This is a genomic window from Acinetobacter sp. S54, assembly GCF_016624945.1.
In the GTDB taxonomy this organism is placed as follows: domain Bacteria; phylum Pseudomonadota; class Gammaproteobacteria; order Pseudomonadales; family Moraxellaceae; genus Acinetobacter.
This window is the reverse complement of record NZ_JACVUI010000010.1, coordinates 80,339-98,028: the sequence shown is the minus strand read 5'-3', so window position 1 is coordinate 98,028 and position 17,690 is coordinate 80,339. Positions and strand designations below refer to the sequence as shown.

Here is a 17,690-nt window from a genome sequence, read left to right as displayed (position 1 = left end):
CCGACATTCTGCTTGTAAGGCAGACGCTCTACCAACTGAGCTAAGCGCCCTTAACGTCTTCATCGTTTGTGAGGTGCATTATAGAGAATCTAATCAGCGTGTCAAACGCTTTTCCCTTTCTTTTCTCAAAATCTGGCGTGAATGATTAAAAAATAGGTGATTCGATAGAAAAACCTGAAAATTCTGTGTTTTATTTAAACATCAAATGCTTATTTATGATCTTTAGAAATCATCACCTCATTAGATTACAGATTCAATATCCTTTTTTAAAAGATTACGAATCTTTGTGTACAGGAATGAATGGCTCAATTTTTGATTCAGATAAATAAACCAGAGCCCCTCTTTCCATCAAATCAAATATCTCTATGACATCTTGATTACGCATGCGAATACAGCCATGTGAAACAGGGATTCCCATCGGCTCACTATCAGGTGTTCCATGAATGTAGATATACCTTTGTTTACTATCACACCCCTGTCCTTGATTAAAGCCCTGTTCAAGCCCATCTAACCAAAGAATTCGGGATAAAATCCAATCACGTTGTGGGTTTTCAAGCGACAACGCTGGAGAATATATTTCGCCTGTAGGTTGACGTGCGATAAAAACGGTATTAACAGGCAGGTTTTCACCAAATTTTTCAGCAATTTGATGCCAACCGCGTGGTGTCTTACCTGAGTTTTCTTGCTCGCCAATTCCATTTTTACCTGAAGAAATCAAATATAATTTATTGTGTTTGGGTAGATATAGAAGCTGCTGTTCTAAATCAATCAAAATATCTGCCTGTTCTAGCGTATAAGACATTTTATTTCTCGATTTTAAATATGCGGACAGGAGGAATATATTATGCAAGGTCTTGTGCCGCTAAAAGTATTGCTTTTTTAACGGTGTTCAGGACGGAGCCATAACCACACTGCAACAATAAACATAATGCTATCAGTAAAAACTTTTACCCAAAATGGTGCATTAGTAAATAGCATAATAATGCCACTGATAAGCATCATGATACTGGCGATCCATTTAGCTCTACGAGGGACTGTGCCATGTTCACGCCAATTGCGTAAGGTTGGCCCATATTTAGGATGATTAAGTAACCATGCATCCATTTGGGGCCAGCCTTTTGACGCCGCCCAAGCCGCCAAAATTAAGAATACCGTTGTTGGCATACCAGGCAAAATTGCACCAATAATACCAAGTGTGATAAATATCACTACAAGGCTTCGCCAAAACAACGTTTTCATATTGAATCCTAAAATTGCTTACGCGCCGCCTAGTATAAAAGTTTTATATGTTATTTGCTTATTTCTAATTTAAATTATTGCATTAGGTTGTTATGCCCATTTCTCTTTTCATGAATGAATATTTTGAACCATGGTTAAAGTTCAAACAACCCAGTGTACGTCAACTGGCGTTTTGTCTAGCCAGTCCGAATATTATAAAAAGTATTCCCGATGAACTAAGCATTAGCTACAATTTCGATTTACACATGCCACATTTCTGGCAAACACAATTTATCGCCTATCAACAGCGCTTGCTTAGGCTTGACCAGCATCCAGAACCATTATTTGATTTTCTTAATCAACTAAAAAGCACCCGTTTAGGTTTGCGTTTTGAGTATCTACTCTGGTTCTGGCTACAAGATTATGAGTATCATCCTTACCAACTTTTAGGTCATAGCATCCAAAAAACAGATCACGCCAAGACGTTGGGAGAACTTGATTTTCTTCTTTTAAATACCAATACAAACGAAATTGAACACTGGGAAGTCGCTTTAAAATATTATTTAGGCGAAGCTGATTTTACTCTACCGTTTTGGTTTGGACTAAATCGTGATGACACTTTGTCTAAAAAACTAAATCATTTTACTCAACGCCAATTTCAGTTTAAACAAGTCGATCATCATGTGATCCAAAAACGTTATGCTGTACTAAAAGGTCAACTTTATTTACCTGAATCCTTCCTAGAAACTACTATGAATTTAGACTGGATTGAACCACAAAGACAACTAGGGCAATGGGGAAGTCAAATAAGGCCAGATTATTATCGTTTAACGCGTCATGAATGGTTATGCCCTAATCACGTTCCTTCCTCATCACAAGCAAAATGGTGGACAAATGGCTTATACAAAGGGCCTCATCACTTTGCTCAATATTACATGTATCGGCAACACTTAATGACCTATAAATAACTTATTTACAAGAACAATTCTCTTCTGAAACACTTTTTAACACATTTACTATCAAACACTCATGTTTATTTTCATGATTAGTTTTTAATCTTTGAAGTACATCAGAATTAAATCTAAAGTGGAGATAGATGATGAAAAAAATCTTAGTTGCATCAATGATGGTTGCTTTTGTATTAACGGGTTGTAATACTTTCAAAGGCGTGGGAAAAGATGTATCTAAAGCTGGAGATGCAGTAACGAATACAGCGCAAAAAACTCAAGACAAAATGTAAGTCATCTAATTACATTTTAAAAACCTTATCGAATGATAAGGTTTTTTCATTTATACGTACCCAGATTCAGCAGTTTAGCCTATTATAACTGTCAGTTTTTCACTGCCAAATTCTTCCCTATGACTTTATCAGATACCTTAGACCTCAGTTTAGAGCTTCTACGCCAACCTTCTGTCACGCCAGTCGATCATAATTGTCAAAATATTATGGCTGACCGTCTTACTCAGGCTGGTTTTCAAATCGAGCATATGCGTTTTGAAGATGTTGATAATTTATGGGCGCGTCGTGGCACGCAGTCACCTGTGTTTTGTTTTGCAGGTCATACTGACGTCGTACCGACAGGTAGCTTACACGCTTGGGAAACCGATCCATTTCAGCCCGAAATTCGTAATGGAATACTGTATGGACGTGGTGCAGCAGATATGAAAACTGCGTTAGCAGCGATGGTGATTGCCACTGAACGTTTTGTTAAAAAGTATCCAGATCATAAAGGCTCAATTGCTTATCTTATTACCTCAGATGAAGAAGGACCTTCTATCAATGGTACAGTTAAAGTAATTGAAACCCTTGAGGCCCGTAATGAGAAAATAACGTGGTGTCTCGTAGGTGAACCTTCAAGCACACATCAGTTAGGCGACATTATCAAAAATGGACGTCGCGGTTCACTCAATGCTGTTTTAACGGTTCAAGGTAAACAAGGGCACGTAGCCTATCCCCATTTAGCTCGCAACCCTATTCATTTAGCCGCTGCTGCCATTCATGAGCTGTGTGAAACTATTTGGGATGAAGGTAATGAATATTTCCCAGCAACAACGTTCCAAATCTCTAATATCCATTCAGGGACAGGTGCAACCAATGTTGTACCTGGCACACTTGAAGTGACCTTCAATTTTAGATACTCCACTGAAGTCACCGCAGAAATTTTAAAACAGCGCGTTATAGACCTTCTAGATCGACACGGACTTGAATATGACATTGTCTGGACACTATCAGGTTTACCATTTTTAACGCCCGTCGGCGAATTGGTTAATGCAGCAAAACATGCAATTAAAAAAATTACCGGAACAGAAACTCAGTTATCTACCACTGGCGGTACGTCTGATGGACGTTTTATCGCACCTACTGGCGCACAAGTCTTAGAGTTAGGTGTACTAAATGCCTCAATTCATCAAGTTAATGAACATGTAAATGTTGCGGATCTAGAACCTTTGGCAGAAATTTATGAAGAAATGCTGAAACAGCTTCTTACCTAAATCAACACATATAAAAAGAGCAGCTTTAAAGCTGCTCTTTTTCAATCAAAAACTCAGATTATTGAGCTTGTTGACCAGGTTGAACGACTACAGTACGGCTACCAGTAATTGTAGCGAATACACGACGGTTCATTGCACGACCTTCTTTAGTGCTGTTGTCAGCAATCGGTTGATCCCACGCAAAACCTTGAGTAGATAAACGAGAAGCATCAATGTTGTATTCGTTTACAAGAGCTGATTTAACAGAGTTAGCACGAGCTAAAGATAAACGTTCGTTTAACTTACGAGGACCAGTGTTATCTGTGTGACCATCGATACGAGCAGTTGCGTTAGGGTATTCAACTAACTTCTCAGCAACTTTTGCGATTTCAGGTTTGTATTGATCTTTGATGTTTGATTTGTTGGTATCAAAGAATACACGAAGTTCCATGTTAAGATCTTCAGTCAACTCTTGTGGTTGAGGTTGAACTGGAGTTGGCTCAACTGGAGCAACTTCAACTACTGGCGCAGCTGGTTTCAAGTGACCACCAAGAACTACGTTTAAACCTGCAAGAGCAGTATAGCTCCAGAATTTTTCATCAAAGTCATACGTACCACGAGCTTCAGTACGAAGAGACAATGCATCATTTAGACGCCAGAAAGCACCAACACCCGCATTACCAATCGTATCTTTCTTATCAGCATAGCCACCGTCAAACTCATATTTAGCTTGACCAGCACCTAACAATACGTAAGGCTTAATTTTGCTGTCATAGTTTTTAGTAATGAGGTCAGAAGTAGCGTAGAAGTTACCAACAATGTTTTGTTGTTTGTATTCTGCACCAGGATTTCCAGGAACACCGTCAAGATCACCTTTTACTTGAGAGTATTCAGCTTCAAAACCTAACCAAGGAGTTAACTCAACACCTAATCCAGCACCAACGAATAAATCGTCTTGTAACTCAGGACCAGCTGTAAGTTTGTCATTGTTGTGGTCAGTATCATACCAAGTATAACCTAACAATAAAGGAGTAACGGTTACGCCAGCGTTTGCAGCAGCGAATGGAGCAGCAACCAGCATAGTAGCAAGTGCAATACGACTCAATTTCATGGATATCCTCCAGAGATAAACAAATTGTTTGTTGTTCAAGCTCAGCCTAAAATTTTTATGGCCCTGAGATAACTTTTTATATACCCCAGTATTATTTTTAAGCTACTCACGTTGAATCATACAAACACTTAAACTGATTTCCAAGTGCTTGATAACTTTAATCAAGTAAATTATTGACAAAATTACTTACAATTTCCGTTGTAATTCGGTAACTTTCTACTCAATTTATTGTTGTGAATAGCTTATCTTCACGCTTTCTTTATTTTAGCAGCATTCAAACGCTTAAAGTAATAAATATTTCAACTCAAACTTTTTTTCAATCTTTTTTGCTTAATCTACTGTTAAAAAACAAAAAAAGTTACACAAGATGGACGTATCTTTAACATGAAAAAGATAAATGATGGTTTTTCGTTAATCGAAATAAGTGTTGTATTAACAATCATTGCTGTAATTGCTTCCTTTGCAATCCCCTCTTATCACCAATACATGGCATCACAAGAGGCAAAAAAAGTACCCCAAATGCTCACACGCCATATACAAAAGGCTAAGCATGAATCATTGCTTTATAGAAAGAATATAATTTTATGCGCAACCAGTACCTTTCATGAATGTGATAATAATTGGACGAACGGTTATATTTTATTTATCGATCAGAATAAAAACCGTAACTACGATTTGGATGAAACGGTGTTAGCTATAGAAAGTTTGCAATTAAAATATGGCACATTATCTTGGCAGGGATTTGGCAATAAAAGAATTATTTTTGAAGGGAATTCAGGTCTTCCTCTGGCTTCAAATGGTTCTTTTCGTTATTGCTCACATCATTATCCTCATTACCTCAAGCTAACACTCAGTCGAATGGGACATGCTCGCAATGAATCTCTGACCAGCTGTTAAGAAAACTGGGCAGTCGAGGTTGTGGTCTTTTAGGTCACTTTTATCAATCTACTTTTTTACTATACTGCTTTGAAAACGTAATTATTAAGTGATTTTGGGAGAAATGATTGTGACAGATATTGTAATTATAAATGGCGCACGTACAGCAATGGGCGGCTTTCAAGGCGTTTTAGCATCTTCGACAGCACCTGAACTGGGTGCCGTTACTATACGTGAAGCTGTTCAACGTGCTGGCTTAGTACCAGCAGATATTGAAGAAGTGATTATGGGATGCGTGTTACCCGCGGGTCTAAAACAGGGTCCTGCCCGTCAAGCCATGCGTAAAGCGGGGCTACCTGATTCTACTGGTGCTGTAACCATTAATAAACTGTGTGGTTCTGGCATGAAAGCTGTTATGCAAGCTACAGATATGATCAAAGCAGGAAGTGCTGGAATTGTCGTTGCTGGCGGTATGGAATCAATGACAAATGCACCCTATATTTTGCCTAAAGCTCGGGCAGGATATCGTATGGGTCATGGTGAAATTAAAGATCATATGTTTTTTGATGGTCTTGAAGATGCTGAAACAGGTCGTTTAATGGGTTCCTTTGCTCAGGATATGGCCAATACTCGCAGCTATACTCGAGAACAAATGGATGAATTTGCCATTCGTTCACTTAAGCGAGCTCAAACAGCGATCACCGAAGGCTATTTTAAGGATGAGATTGTTCCTGTCACTGTTTCATCACGTAAAGGTGACATTACAATTGATCAGGATGAACAACCTTTAAATGCTAAAATTGATAAAATCCCATCTTTAAAACCGGCTTTTGCCAAAGATGGAACAATTACTGCAGCCAATGCTAGTTCAATTTCAGATGGTGCTTCAGCACTGGTACTAACTTCTAGTGAAATTGCTAATCAACGCGGTTTACAACCTTTAGCCAAAATTGTAGCAACTGCATCCAACTCTCAACACCCATCTGAATTTACTATTGCCCCTGTTGGCGCAATTGACAAAGTCCTTAAAAAAGCGGGTTGGGATGCTCAAGATGTCGATCTTTGGGAAATCAATGAAGCATTTGCCATGGTGACAATGTGTGCCATCGATGATTTCAAACTTGATGCTGAAAAAGTCAATATTAATGGCGGTGCCTGTGCTTTAGGACATCCTGTAGGTTCGACTGGTTCGCGTATTATTTTGACATTAATACATGCACTAAAACGCACCGGTGGGAAAAAAGGGATTGCTGCATTGTGTATCGGCGGAGGGGAAGCAACGGCTATTGCCATAGAATTACTTTAAGTCTTCATAATTTTTAATCCCGCTTCGGCGGGATTTTTTGTGGTGTAGATACAAAATTAGACTGTTTTTTATCTAACTCTAAATTACATTAATGAGGTAACAATAAAAATAATCAGGACAATTCCCTATGCAACTCAATCATTACCTCAACTTTAATGGTGAAGCCGAAGCCGCTTTTAATTTTTACCAATCTGTTTTTGGTGGCGAATTTGCCATGATGACTCGATACGCAGACCTACCCGCACAAGATGGCGTGGTCTTATCAGAGTCCCAAAGAAACTTGATATTGCATGTTTCTTTGACTATTAATGAATTTACAGTTCTTATGGGTTCAGATGTCAATGAACAGTTTTGCAGTCCAGCAAATGCGATTTTAAATAAAGGAAATAACCACTATATTTCAATTAATTTAGAAAATGATGAAACAGAAACTCGTCGATTATTTAATCTTTTATCGATGGCAGGATTAGTCGAAATGCCACTACAAAAAACCTTTTGGGGTGCATTGTATGGCGCGTTTACTGATCAATTTGGTATAAAATGGATGGTGAATTGTCAATTAGGAATGGAATAAAACCTTTCTTTTAATAGAGGTGAAATTAATAAATGGACTTTTAAAAATATCGACTAGGTGGTCTATTCTTTTTATTAAGTATTTCTGAAGATTTTCGCTTATAGCAAAAAAATAAAAATCTTAAATTAAACTTAAATAAAATACGCAAAAAAACAAATCACCCTCACAGAAATGGACAAATAACAGACAAATGAAAATTTAGATCTTAATTAAAAATAAAAATCTTTGACTATAGCGTCCACTTTTTCAGTAAAAAAAGACAATCGTATATTTAAAAAATAATTTCAAACTATTGATTTATAAAAACTTAATTATTGTTTTATTTTTTAATACTGTTAAGAAAATAGTATCAAACTATTGCAAGTATTATTTTTTTAACTTATGTAGCCTTATAGAGCATTTACTCTTATTTTAATTGTGTTATTTTTGTTGCATGGAGTAAGGATGAATACAGATACATTAAACTCATTTCTCCAAAATTAAAAATGTAAATGCTTGGAAATAAGCAATAAATTATTTTGTTGTTCAAGGAAAGATTTGAATGAAATTAAAACATTTAACAACCGCTATGATCTTGGCATCACTACCTGCAACAGGGGTTTTTGCAGCTGCTATGGACCGCTCTGGACAATCAATGTCTGCTTTTTTACAGCCAGGCAACTATTTTGAAGCTGGCATTTCATTTTTAGACCCGAATGTATCAGGACAAGAAGCTGGTACTAGTGAAACAAGACGCAATATAGGCGATATGGCTGAAGACTATTATTTCCCAAATGCAGCCATAAAACTTCAACTCACTAATAATTTTTCATTCGGCTTACTTTACGATCAGCCATTTGGAGCAAAAGCCGAGTATTCAGGTAATAACGTATTTGTATCAAATCCAGCAACAGATACAATTTTGCCAGCTGAACGTTTAAATGCAATCCGTGATAGTACAATTAACTCAACCTTTAATGCTTTAACTGCAGAGCAGCGGGTAGGTTTAGCTTTACAATCACAAGGTATTGATCTTTCAACTACACAAGGTCAGGCTATATATCAGCAAACTTTGAACGGTTATAACAATAACGAAACTGTTAAAAATACAATCGATACTGGTGTAAAACAAGGCATCACTAATCAAGTCGATGCTGGCATTAATGCAGTAAACAGCACTTTAGGTAAAGGCAATACCAAAGTTGAAGTTGATACTCAAAATCTATCTATGGTATTGGGTTTTCAACCAAATCAGAACTGGAATATTTATGGTGGACCTGTCTATCAAACTGTTAAAGGAAATGTAAGCTTACGTGGTCAAGCTTATAGTCTTTACAATGGTTATGACGCAAATATCAAAGAAACAAGCGGTGTGGGATGGTTAGCAGGTTTGGCATTTCAAATCCCAGAAATTGCATTAAAAGCATCATTAACTTATCGTTCTGAAATTGATCATGATGTAAATATTAATGAAAATATTCCAACTCTACCAGCGCTTGCGTTACTAGGCAGCAATGGGGCGGCGGCGGCTCAGGCGATTGCAGCAGCTTCTGGTAAAACAAAAATTACAACTCCTCAATCCGTCAATCTTGATTTCCAGACAGGAATTATGGCTGATACAGTTGCCTTTGCCAATGTACGTTGGGTGAACTGGAAAAACTTCTCAATTCAACCTTATAAGTTTGGTCTAATTTCAGAAGCGATTGGACCATTAGTAAACCGACCAAATGGTTTCAATTTGGTACAATATTCAGATGATCAATGGTCTGCAAATGTCGGTGTTGGTCGCAAGTTAAATGAACAATGGGCTGGGAATGTCTCTGTCGGTTGGGATTCTGGTTCAGGTAATCCTGTTACAACACTTGGACCAACAGAAGGTTATTGGAATGTGGGCTTAGGTGTCCAATTCAGTCCAGCTCCAAATTATTTCATCGCGGGTGGGGTAAAATATTTCTGGTTGGGCGATGCTAAAGCACAAACAGGTGCCCAAGCAGGTGGCGGTGAATATGTTGCAGATTTTAAAGACAATGATGCAATCGCTTATGGTTTAAAAATCGGTTATCGCTTCTAAATCATAAACCTAAAAAATAATACCTAAAACTAAAGGCGCTTTGAGCACCTTTAGTTTTGCTTTATCAAACAAAACGATTAAGCAGGGATATTACGCTGAGAAACTGAACGGATGGCTTCTTTCAATGCCTCATAGCCATGAATGGCTGGGAATTGAGGAAATTCAGCAATGACATTGTCTGGCGCATCAAATAAGAAACCATGATCTGCTTCACCCAGCATTGTAGTGTCATTATAAGAATCACCCGCTGCGATCACACGAAAATTCAAGCCATGTAACGCTTTAACCGCTTCTCGTTTTTGATCTGGCTGGCGAAGTTTGTAAGCAGTAATCATACCGTTATCATCTATCTCTAACTTGTGACAGAAAATTGTTGGCCAACCTAATTGTTGCATTAAGGGATGAGCAAACTCATAAAATGTATCTGAAAGAATGATCAATTGGAAATGGGTACGTACCCATTCCACAAACTCTTTTGCGCCCGGTAACGGTCCCATTTCCGCAATTACAGCCTGAATATCGTTTAAGCCTAAACCATGTTGTTTTAAAATATTTAAGCGCTGTGTCATTAACACATCATAATCTGGAATATCGCGTGTGGTGGCTTCAAGCTCTTTGATTCCCGTTTTTTTTGCGAAATTAATCCAGATTTCAGGAACCAAAACCCCTTCCAAGTCTAAACAAACGATTTCCATGCTTACTCCAGCGGATTTAAAAATTGCATTAGTTTAGCATGTAGATTTTCTTGTAAACATGATCTTTTAGATTCAAATTGACTGATTATTCAGGTTGACGCTCCGAAATAGATTATAATAATCTGCAAAATGAGTTGACATCTGATAAGGCAACACTGGAATGAGTTTAGATTTAGATCGTATCAATGCAGAATTAGGCGATGATGCCGAAAAGCTGATTGAATGGGCACTTAGCCTAAATGAAAAAGCAATTGTCACTACCAATTTTCGTCCGTTTGAAGCGGTGATTTTGCATATGCTTACGCGTGTTAAACCCGACATTCAGGTGGTATGGATGGATAATGGTTACAACACCGAAACCACCTATAAATATGTTGATGAAATTAGTAAATTACTTCATCTAAATCTACTTACTTATCTACCAAAACGTTCCCGTGCTCACCGAGAGGCATTGGAGGGATCAGTACCCGCTCTGGACGATCCTAAACATGAAGCATTCACCGCAGAAGTAAAGTTAGAACCTTTTGAGCGCGCACTACGTGAAACGGCACCTAAAGTCTGGTTCACTGCATTACGTGCAACAGATACTGCTGTTCGTGCAGAAATGGATGCGGTCAGTATTAACCCAGATGGACTGATTAAGGTTGCTCCTTTACTCAAATGGACATCTAAAGATCTTTGGGAATATATGCAAAAACATAATCTGCCTGATAATGAAGACTATTTTGACCCAACTAAAGGTGAAGAACACCGTGAATGCGGTTTACACCTTAGTCATTAATCGGTTGGAAATATCAATCTATATGGTAAAGACAGTCATTTAGGCGACTGTCTTTGAATGACTTAATACCTAACATTCCTATTAATTTCTTTCTTTTAAACTAATAAAGCATTTGCTCAATAAATTTAAATTTATAAAAATATCTAGAATTTTTTATAACCCCGCCATTCTTCACAATTTATTGGCTTTATGTACATTGTTGCTTATATACTAGTCATACACTTATACCTGATACGTGTTCTATAATTCTAAAAACTTAGCTCATCAAAGGTTATTGATATAATTGCAGTGAGGCAATCCAAGCTATGCGCCCATTACATCCCATTGACTTCATTTTCTTATCACTTGAAAAAAGACAACAACCTATGCACGTAGGGGGTCTGTTTTTATTTGAAATTCCAGAAAATGCTCCAGATACATTTATGCAGGATCTGGTGGATGATATTCGCAAATCCAAGTCAATTCCTGTTCCACCCTTTAACAATCGCCTGAATGGTCTGTTTTGGGATGAAGATGAAGAGTTTGATCTCGATCATCATTTTCGTCATGTTTCTCTGCCGCATCCGGGACGTATTCGTGAGTTATTAATCTATATTTCTCAGGAACATAGTACCCTTATTGATCGGGCAAAGCCGCTCTGGACATGCAATATCATTGAAGGAATTGAAGGCAACCGTTTTGCTATGTACTTCAAAATCCATCATGCAATGGTGGATGGCGTAGCAGGTATGCGCTTGATTGAGAAATCATTGTCGCATGATCCTACAGAAAAAAGTATCGTTCCGCCTTGGTGTGTTGAAGGGAAACGGGCAAAGCGTTTGAAAGAACCTAAAACAGGTCGAGTCAAAAAAATCCTGACAGGTTTAAAAGGTCAATTTGAAGCGGCACCGCGTGTCATACAAGAACTTTCTCAAACCTTGCTGAAAGACTTTGGGCGTAATCCAGATTATGTATCGAGTTTTCAGGCACCTAGTTCAATACTAAATCAGCGGGTTAGTTCTTCGCGTCGATTTGCAGCGCAATCGTTTGAGCTGGATCGCTTTCGCCAAATTGCCAAATCTCTTGATGTCACGATTAATGATATTGTTTTGGCGGTTTGTTCTGGCGCTTTACGTGAATATCTGATTAGCCATCAAAGTTTACCGAATAAACCATTAATTGCGATGGTACCAGCGTCATTACGCAGTGACGACTCTGACGTAAGCAATCGAATCACCATGATTCTAGCCAATCTGGCGACACACAAAGATGATCCTGTAGAACGTCTTGAGATTATTCGTCGCAGCGTACAGAATGCTAAACAACGCTTTAAACGCATGACCAGTGATCAGATTTTAAATTATAGTGCTGTGGTATACGGTGCGGCTGGACTTAATATTCTTTCTGGTATGATGCCAAAACATCAAGCATTTAATCTGGTCATTTCCAATGTTCCTGGCCCACGTGAGCCGCTTTATTGGAATGGAGCAAAACTGGATGCACTCTACCCTGCGTCAATTGTGTTAGATGGGCAGGCGCTTAACATTACGATGACCAGTTATCTAGATAAACTTGAAGTCGGCTTAACGGCTTGTCGTAATGCATTACCACGCATGCAAAACTTATTGACGCATCTAGAAGATGAAATTCTTCGTTTTGAACAATTGATTGCTGAAAAAGAAAGTATGCAAAAGCGGGAAAATGAAGTAATTGCAGCCAGTTAAGTTTTTATTAAGCTAAAAAAAGGGGCTTGAATATGCCCCTTATTTTTTAATTGTACGACATTGTTTGAGTAATTGATGACACACTGAGCGAATCATCGCGGTGGTAATTTGTACTTCTTTACCTTGATCGTCCACCATATAACACGTGTTTACAACATGGCTGCTGTCCATCACATGCTTCAAACCTTGACCAAGTAATCTTTCACTTACATTCATGCTAGAGAACCTCTACTTGCTAAGACGTCTAAAAAGGGAGAATTTGTCTTTGGCTACTGGATGTGTCTAGTATTTAAAATTCGCAGGCGAAAGTAAAATTTCAGTTGTAACAAGGATTAAGCGAAATCCTGTTACAATTTCAACTTAAAATGATGTCATATTGCTCTTGCGTGTATAAATTTTCGACTTGAAATTTTATGACACGATTCACAAAATGCTCCAAATCTGCGACAGCCGTAGCTTCTGCAGTTAATAATCGATCAATCACCGCTGGATGAGCAACGACAGTAAAGCCACTCTTGGATTCAAAAGCCCGGGTATATCTTAAAATTTCTCGAAATATCTCGTAACACACTGTTTCCGCTGTCTTCACATAACCTCGTCCTTGACAGGTCGGGCACGACTCACAAAGTAAATGTTCTAACGACTCACGTGTACGTTTACGAGTCATTTCCACTAACCCCAGCTCAGAAACCTGAGTAATTTTGGTTTTAGCATGATCACGTTCTAGCATTTTTTCTAGCTGGCGCATGACTTCTTCGCGATGCGTAGCTTCCTGCATATCAATAAAATCAATAATGATAATGCCACCTAGATTACGAAGTCTTAACTGACGCGCAATGACTTGTGTCGCTTCCATATTAGTTTTAAATACTGTGTCTTCTAAACTACGCCCACCTACATAGGAACCTGTGTTGACATCAATCGTAGTCATGGCCTCAGTCTGATCAATCATCAGGTAGCCGCCAGATTTTAGTGCCACACGGGTCTGTAAGGCCTTTTGAATATCCTCTTCAACATTGTACAGATCAAATAAGGGACGTTCACCCGGATAGTGAATCAAACGATTCTTAATATCAGGAACAAATTCATCAATAAACTCAACTAGTTTTGCATGAATTTCACGTGAATCGACATACACTTTAGACGTTTCTTCATTGGCCAAATCACGAATCACCCGCTGTGGCAAAGGTAGTTCTTCAAAAATAAGGTTGGGAACAACGCCACCTTTTTGTTTACGCTGAATAAACTCCCACAGCTTTGCCAGATAACACATATCTTGTGTAATCGAAGCTTCATCAATTCCTTCTGCGGCTGTGCGAACAATCACACTCCCTGGCAAATGGTGTTCTTTCTGAATACGTTCAATCATACTGCGCAAGCGATCACGTTCTTCTTCAGATTCAATTCTCTGCGAGACCCCGATATGATTACCATAAGGCATGAGAACCAAATAACGTGAAGGAATAGAAAGATCTGTACTTAGTCGAGCACCTTTCGTCCCCAACATATCTTTCATCACTTGAACCGTAAGAATTTGTCCAGGATGCAAAAGTTCAAAGACATTTGGAGTCGGTTGGGAACGTGACCAAACCATATCGTTGATATGTAAAAATGCAGTTCGGGATAATCCTATATCAACAAAAGCTGCCTGCATTCCCGGCAATACACGAACCACTTTTCCTGTATAGATATTGCCCACCAAGCCACGTTTAACTGTACGCTCAACAAATAACTCATTGACCGTTCCGTTTTGGATTAATGCCACCCGACACTCCATAGGCGTGACATTAATAAGTAGTTCTTCCGACATACTAAAACTCAAAATGTTATAAAAATTCTTGTTCCAGAGTTAAAGGAAATCAAGCGTACAATCAAATAGATTGCTCAAAGCCGCTCTTTCTCCCAATGACCTTAACTCTTTTTAATAACTGTACTGTCTCGTATAAAGGCAAGCCCACCACATTGGTATAACTTCCTTCAATTCGAGGAATAAATTGAGCAGCTATTCCCTGTATGGCATATGCCCCAGCTTTACCAACAGGCTCCCCTGTTGCCCAATAATCATCCATATCTGTGTGAGTTAAATGTTGAAATTCAACTCTAGTCTGCACGACGTCACTAAAAATATCCGTCGCTGTTGCTACACAAATCCCTGAAAAAACATCATGCTGACGGCCTGACAGCGCTTTCCAAATTTTAAAAGCATGTGCTTTGGATTCTGGCTTACCAATAATCTTACCATCAAGTCCCAAACTTGTATCAGCGGCCAGTATAACTGCATCTGGAAATTTTTTGAGGATCACTTGGGCTTTTTCTCGCGCCAGACGTTCAACATATGTAGCGACTGACTCATTTTCCTGCTGTGATTCATCAATATCAGGACAAACTAGATCAAAGTGCAAACCCAGTTGTTGGAGGAGCTCTTGTCGTCTGGGCGAGCTTGAGGCCAAAATTAAATACGCCATTTATGTAGACAATAATAGATAATGGGCCAGCATAAAATACTGGTAACTAAAGGCTGCCAATGTCGCGCAATGGAAAAGTGGAACCCTCCCATAATTTGCGCCATCCACATAAAAAACAAATGAGCAATCAGCGCCAAAATAATAATCGTCCACAAATTCATAAACGTTAAAATCCGTCGCTCACGGGTAAAATAACGCACAATAAAAGTGATCAAAACAAAACTAAGCGCATTGAGGCCTAAGGGTGAATCAATTAATAAATCGGTAAATAAACCAATAGCAAATGCGAACCAGATACCACACCACGTTGGCTGACATAAGACCCAGAACATCATCACCAGAAACATAATTAATGGTCGCCAGCCTGAAACGTCATAGGACAAAGGATAGACCATTAGAACTGAACTGATCACAATTGAAATAATAATAATGAACAGTGGATCTTTACGCTTTTCAAATTTTAATTTAGCGATCGGCATAGGGTTGCTCCATCGCTAATGATTCAGAAAATAAAACCACAACATGATGACCACTGGCTAATTGAGCTGCAGGAGTCACATCAATTTCGGAAAATTCGCCCGAATTATGTCGACGTACCTGCGATACCGTTCCGACCAAATAACCAGCAGGAAAATGCTCACCCAATCCAGAACTATAGACTTTATCGCCTATTTTCACATTGGCACTGGTTGGAACATATTCCATTTTTAAACGTCCAAGATCACCTGTACCTGACACAATCGCACGCATGCCTGTACGTTCCAGACGCACAGAAAGCGAATGTTCTTTATCAGATAACAACATGACTCGTGAACTATGCGGATAGACATTAATAATCTGTCCCATAATTCCTTTATCATCAAGAACAGTTTGGCCCACTTTAATCTGATTGGTCGCACCACGGTTAATAATAATGATATGACGTAATGGGTCTGCATCCGTTCCAATGACTTCAGCAATTTCCATACGTCCATCAATAATCAATGGCGTATCCAAAAGACCACGTAAACGGGTATTTTCCGCAGAAAGTTCAGATAATTTCTGTAGACGTACCTGAGCCTGAAGCAATTCAGCTTGCATCGCAGTATTTTCACGACGTAACTGTGTTTCAGACTTGGTTTGTTGATTGAGCCATTCTCGCGACAATACAGGATAACTGGCTAGCGCATATATGGGATTATATGCTGCATAGATGACATCCCTCGCCGGCTTGATTACATGAGGTATGCGCCAGTTAATAAACAGCACCACCAGACATGTAATGACCGCGATAACAAACGAGCGAAAAGATGGCGGTTGTCTTGAAAAAAGATTCGGTTGCACCGCCTCGTCCTTAAATAGTATTAACCAACAAAGAGCATGTCATGGTTCGGATTATCGAAGAACTCAAGCACTTTCCCACCCCCACGGGTGACACAAGTCAGTGGATCTTCAGCAACGACAACAGGTAAACCTGTTTCTTGAGCCAATAATTTATCCAAGTTACGCAATAATGCACCACCACCTGTTAACACGATACCGCGTTCAGCAATATCAGAAGATAATTCTGGAGGAGTCTGCTCAAGTGCTGACTTCACTGCACTGACGATACTTTGTAGCGGATCAGAAATGGCCTGCATGACCTCATCAGAAGTGACCGTGATTGCACGAGGCACACCTTCAGCCAGATTACGGCCACGAACTTCAATTTCCAAAGTCTGACCATCAGAAACAGCCATACCGACTTCTTTCTTAATGATTTCAGCCGTAGTTTCACCAATCACACAGCCATGTGCCTTACGCACATAATGGATAATCTGTTCATCAAATACATCACCACCTATGCGCAATGAATCTGCATAAACACAACCTTGAAGTGAGATAATGGCAATTTCAGTCGTACCGCCACCTACATCAACCACCATAGAACCACACGCTTGTTCAACTGGCATACCTGCACCAATGGCAGCAGCCATAGGTTCTTCGATTAAACGAACATCACGTGCACCTGCATTGAATACAGCTTCACGAATGGCACGACGTTCAACTAAAGTTGATTTGCATGGTACACATACCACAACACGTGGTGCTGGTGGAAATAGGCGCTTTTCATGTACTTTACCAATAAATTGGTTCAACATGGTTTCGGTCACTTCAAAATCGGCAATAACGCCGTCTTTCATCGGACGAATCGCAGAAATATTGGCTGGCGTACGACCTAACATTTGTTTAGCATCGAGACCTACAGCAGCAACAATTTTCTGCGAACCACTGTGACGAATCGCCACAACGGTCGGTTCATTTAATATAATGCCTCGGCCTGGTGCATAAATAAGTGTATTTGCTGTACCTAAATCAATGGCTAGATCTGGCGAAAACAAGCCAATTAGTCGTTTTAGAATCACGGGTCGTTCTCAGTTAAACTTTATATGGACGCAAGTTGGCAACTTTAACTAAATG

General features: G+C 39.1%; 19 protein-coding genes. 9 read left to right on the top strand and 10 right to left on the bottom strand.

Going from position 1 to position 17,690, the window contains the following annotated elements:
• Positions 1-274: 274 nt before the first annotated feature.
• The gene (gene elsL / locus IAE20_RS13240) at positions 275-802 is read right to left on the bottom strand and encodes a cell wall-recycling L,D-carboxypeptidase ElsL (RefSeq protein ID WP_200482449.1); all 528 of its coding nucleotides are present in this window, start codon (positions 800-802) and stop codon (positions 275-277) included.
• Positions 803-879: 77 nt separating this feature from the next.
• The gene (locus tag IAE20_RS13235) at positions 880-1,239 is read right to left on the bottom strand and encodes a YbaN family protein (RefSeq protein WP_200482450.1); all 360 of its coding nucleotides are present in this window, start codon (positions 1,237-1,239) and stop codon (positions 880-882) included.
• 92 nt (positions 1,240-1,331) lie between these two features.
• Here IAE20_RS13235 and IAE20_RS13230 point away from each other — a divergent pair, with 92 nt between their 5' ends.
• The 3 genes from IAE20_RS13230 (at position 1,332) to dapE (ending at position 3,711) form a co-directional block, all read left to right on the top strand.
• Positions 1,332-2,186: a DUF1853 family protein gene (locus IAE20_RS13230; RefSeq protein ID WP_200482451.1), complete on the top strand. Its 855-nt coding sequence runs from the start codon at positions 1,332-1,334 to the stop codon at positions 2,184-2,186.
• Positions 2,187-2,314: 128 nt separating this feature from the next.
• Entirely contained in the window at positions 2,315-2,458 is a 144-nt protein-coding gene (locus IAE20_RS13225; protein ID WP_200461260.1) for an entericidin A/B family lipoprotein, read from the top strand.
• 119 nt (positions 2,459-2,577) lie between these two features.
• Positions 2,578-3,711 (top strand): succinyl-diaminopimelate desuccinylase, encoded by a 1,134-nt coding sequence (gene dapE / locus IAE20_RS13220; protein ID WP_200482452.1) that lies wholly within the window; start codon positions 2,578-2,580, stop codon positions 3,709-3,711.
• Between the two features lie 58 nt (positions 3,712-3,769).
• Here dapE and omp38 read toward each other — a convergent pair whose 3' ends face one another.
• Positions 3,770-4,801 (bottom strand): outer membrane protein Omp38, encoded by a 1,032-nt coding sequence (omp38, locus tag IAE20_RS13215; RefSeq protein WP_104794942.1) that lies wholly within the window; start codon positions 4,799-4,801, stop codon positions 3,770-3,772.
• Between the two features lie 384 nt (positions 4,802-5,185).
• Between omp38 and IAE20_RS13210 the strand changes: the two genes are divergently transcribed.
• From IAE20_RS13210 to IAE20_RS13195, 4 genes are all read left to right on the top strand, one after another.
• Positions 5,186-5,698, top strand: coding sequence for a GspH/FimT family pseudopilin (locus IAE20_RS13210; protein ID WP_200461263.1), 513 nt, complete (start codon positions 5,186-5,188; stop codon positions 5,696-5,698).
• Between the two features lie 109 nt (positions 5,699-5,807).
• On the top strand, positions 5,808-6,983 hold the full coding sequence (locus IAE20_RS13205) for a thiolase family protein (protein WP_200482453.1): 1,176 nt from the start codon (positions 5,808-5,810) through the stop codon (positions 6,981-6,983).
• Positions 6,984-7,110: 127 nt separating this feature from the next.
• Positions 7,111-7,557, top strand: a complete 447-nt coding sequence (locus tag IAE20_RS13200) for a VOC family protein (protein ID WP_200482454.1) — start codon at positions 7,111-7,113, stop codon at positions 7,555-7,557.
• A gap of 541 nt (positions 7,558-8,098) precedes the next feature.
• Positions 8,099-9,607 carry an outer membrane protein transport protein gene (locus IAE20_RS13195; protein ID WP_200482455.1) on the top strand — a complete coding sequence of 503 codons (1,509 nt, stop codon included), beginning with the start codon at positions 8,099-8,101 and terminating at the stop codon, positions 9,605-9,607.
• Between the two features lie 77 nt (positions 9,608-9,684).
• Here IAE20_RS13195 and thrH read toward each other — a convergent pair whose 3' ends face one another.
• Complete coding sequence (gene thrH, locus IAE20_RS13190; RefSeq protein WP_200482456.1) at positions 9,685-10,302, bottom strand: bifunctional phosphoserine phosphatase/homoserine phosphotransferase ThrH; 618 nt, start codon at positions 10,300-10,302, stop codon at positions 9,685-9,687.
• Positions 10,303-10,462: 160 nt separating this feature from the next.
• Between thrH and IAE20_RS13185 the strand changes: the two genes are divergently transcribed.
• A complete protein-coding gene (locus IAE20_RS13185) occupies positions 10,463-11,083 on the top strand; it encodes a phosphoadenosine phosphosulfate reductase family protein (protein ID WP_200482457.1) in 621 nt (206 codons plus the stop codon).
• A gap of 305 nt (positions 11,084-11,388) precedes the next feature.
• Complete coding sequence (locus tag IAE20_RS13180; RefSeq protein ID WP_200482458.1) at positions 11,389-12,786, top strand: WS/DGAT/MGAT family O-acyltransferase; 1,398 nt, start codon at positions 11,389-11,391, stop codon at positions 12,784-12,786.
• A 39-nt stretch (positions 12,787-12,825) separates the two neighbouring features.
• Here the strand turns inward: IAE20_RS13180 and IAE20_RS13175 are convergent, their stop codons facing one another.
• The 6 genes from IAE20_RS13175 to IAE20_RS13150 all read right to left on the bottom strand — a co-directional run bounded on the left by IAE20_RS13175 (position 12,826) and on the right by IAE20_RS13150 (position 17,635).
• Positions 12,826-13,002 carry a PA1571 family protein gene (locus IAE20_RS13175; RefSeq protein ID WP_200461270.1) on the bottom strand — a complete coding sequence of 59 codons (177 nt, stop codon included), beginning with the start codon at positions 13,000-13,002 and terminating at the stop codon, positions 12,826-12,828.
• A 139-nt stretch (positions 13,003-13,141) separates the two neighbouring features.
• Positions 13,142-14,596, bottom strand: a complete 1,455-nt coding sequence (rng, locus tag IAE20_RS13170) for a ribonuclease G (RefSeq protein ID WP_200461271.1) — start codon at positions 14,594-14,596, stop codon at positions 13,142-13,144.
• A 61-nt stretch (positions 14,597-14,657) separates the two neighbouring features.
• Positions 14,658-15,251 carry a Maf-like protein gene (locus IAE20_RS13165; RefSeq protein ID WP_200482459.1) on the bottom strand — a complete coding sequence of 198 codons (594 nt, stop codon included), beginning with the start codon at positions 15,249-15,251 and terminating at the stop codon, positions 14,658-14,660.
• Positions 15,239-15,730: a rod shape-determining protein MreD gene (gene mreD / locus IAE20_RS13160; protein ID WP_200461273.1), complete on the bottom strand. Its 492-nt coding sequence runs from the start codon at positions 15,728-15,730 to the stop codon at positions 15,239-15,241. Before mreD ends, IAE20_RS13165 begins: the two co-directional genes overlap by 13 nt.
• The gene (mreC, locus tag IAE20_RS13155) at positions 15,717-16,574 is read right to left on the bottom strand and encodes a rod shape-determining protein MreC (RefSeq protein ID WP_200461274.1); all 858 of its coding nucleotides are present in this window, start codon (positions 16,572-16,574) and stop codon (positions 15,717-15,719) included. The genes mreD and mreC overlap by 14 nt, the downstream gene beginning before the upstream one ends.
• Before the next feature lie 20 nt (positions 16,575-16,594).
• Positions 16,595-17,635: a rod shape-determining protein gene (locus IAE20_RS13150; RefSeq protein ID WP_200461275.1), complete on the bottom strand. Its 1,041-nt coding sequence runs from the start codon at positions 17,633-17,635 to the stop codon at positions 16,595-16,597.
• Between the last annotated feature and the right edge of the window lie 55 nt (positions 17,636-17,690).

Coding starts and splice junctions, on each gene's coding strand:
- IAE20_RS13230 (WP_200482451.1), top strand. CDS start 1,332: ATGCCCATTTCTCTTTTCATGAATGAATATTTTGAACCATGGTTAAAG.
- IAE20_RS13180 (WP_200482458.1), top strand. CDS start 11,389: ATGCGCCCATTACATCCCATTGACTTCATTTTCTTATCACTTGAAAAA.
- dapE (WP_200482452.1), top strand. CDS start 2,578: ATGACTTTATCAGATACCTTAGACCTCAGTTTAGAGCTTCTACGCCAA.
- elsL (WP_200482449.1), bottom strand. CDS start 802: ATGTCTTATACGCTAGAACAGGCAGATATTTTGATTGATTTAGAACAG.
- mreD (WP_200461273.1), bottom strand. CDS start 15,730: ATGCCGATCGCTAAATTAAAATTTGAAAAGCGTAAAGATCCACTGTTC.
- IAE20_RS13225 (WP_200461260.1), top strand. CDS start 2,315: ATGATGAAAAAAATCTTAGTTGCATCAATGATGGTTGCTTTTGTATTA.
- IAE20_RS13195 (WP_200482455.1), top strand. CDS start 8,099: ATGAAATTAAAACATTTAACAACCGCTATGATCTTGGCATCACTACCT.
- IAE20_RS13200 (WP_200482454.1), top strand. CDS start 7,111: ATGCAACTCAATCATTACCTCAACTTTAATGGTGAAGCCGAAGCCGCT.
- thrH (WP_200482456.1), bottom strand. CDS start 10,302: ATGGAAATCGTTTGTTTAGACTTGGAAGGGGTTTTGGTTCCTGAAATC.
- IAE20_RS13185 (WP_200482457.1), top strand. CDS start 10,463: ATGAGTTTAGATTTAGATCGTATCAATGCAGAATTAGGCGATGATGCC.
- IAE20_RS13210 (WP_200461263.1), top strand. CDS start 5,186: ATGAAAAAGATAAATGATGGTTTTTCGTTAATCGAAATAAGTGTTGTA.
- omp38 (WP_104794942.1), bottom strand. CDS start 4,801: ATGAAATTGAGTCGTATTGCACTTGCTACTATGCTGGTTGCTGCTCCA.
- IAE20_RS13175 (WP_200461270.1), bottom strand. CDS start 13,002: ATGAATGTAAGTGAAAGATTACTTGGTCAAGGTTTGAAGCATGTGATG.
- rng (WP_200461271.1), bottom strand. CDS start 14,596: ATGTCGGAAGAACTACTTATTAATGTCACGCCTATGGAGTGTCGGGTG.
- IAE20_RS13235 (WP_200482450.1), bottom strand. CDS start 1,239: ATGAAAACGTTGTTTTGGCGAAGCCTTGTAGTGATATTTATCACACTT.
- IAE20_RS13165 (WP_200482459.1), bottom strand. CDS start 15,251: ATGGCGTATTTAATTTTGGCCTCAAGCTCGCCCAGACGACAAGAGCTC.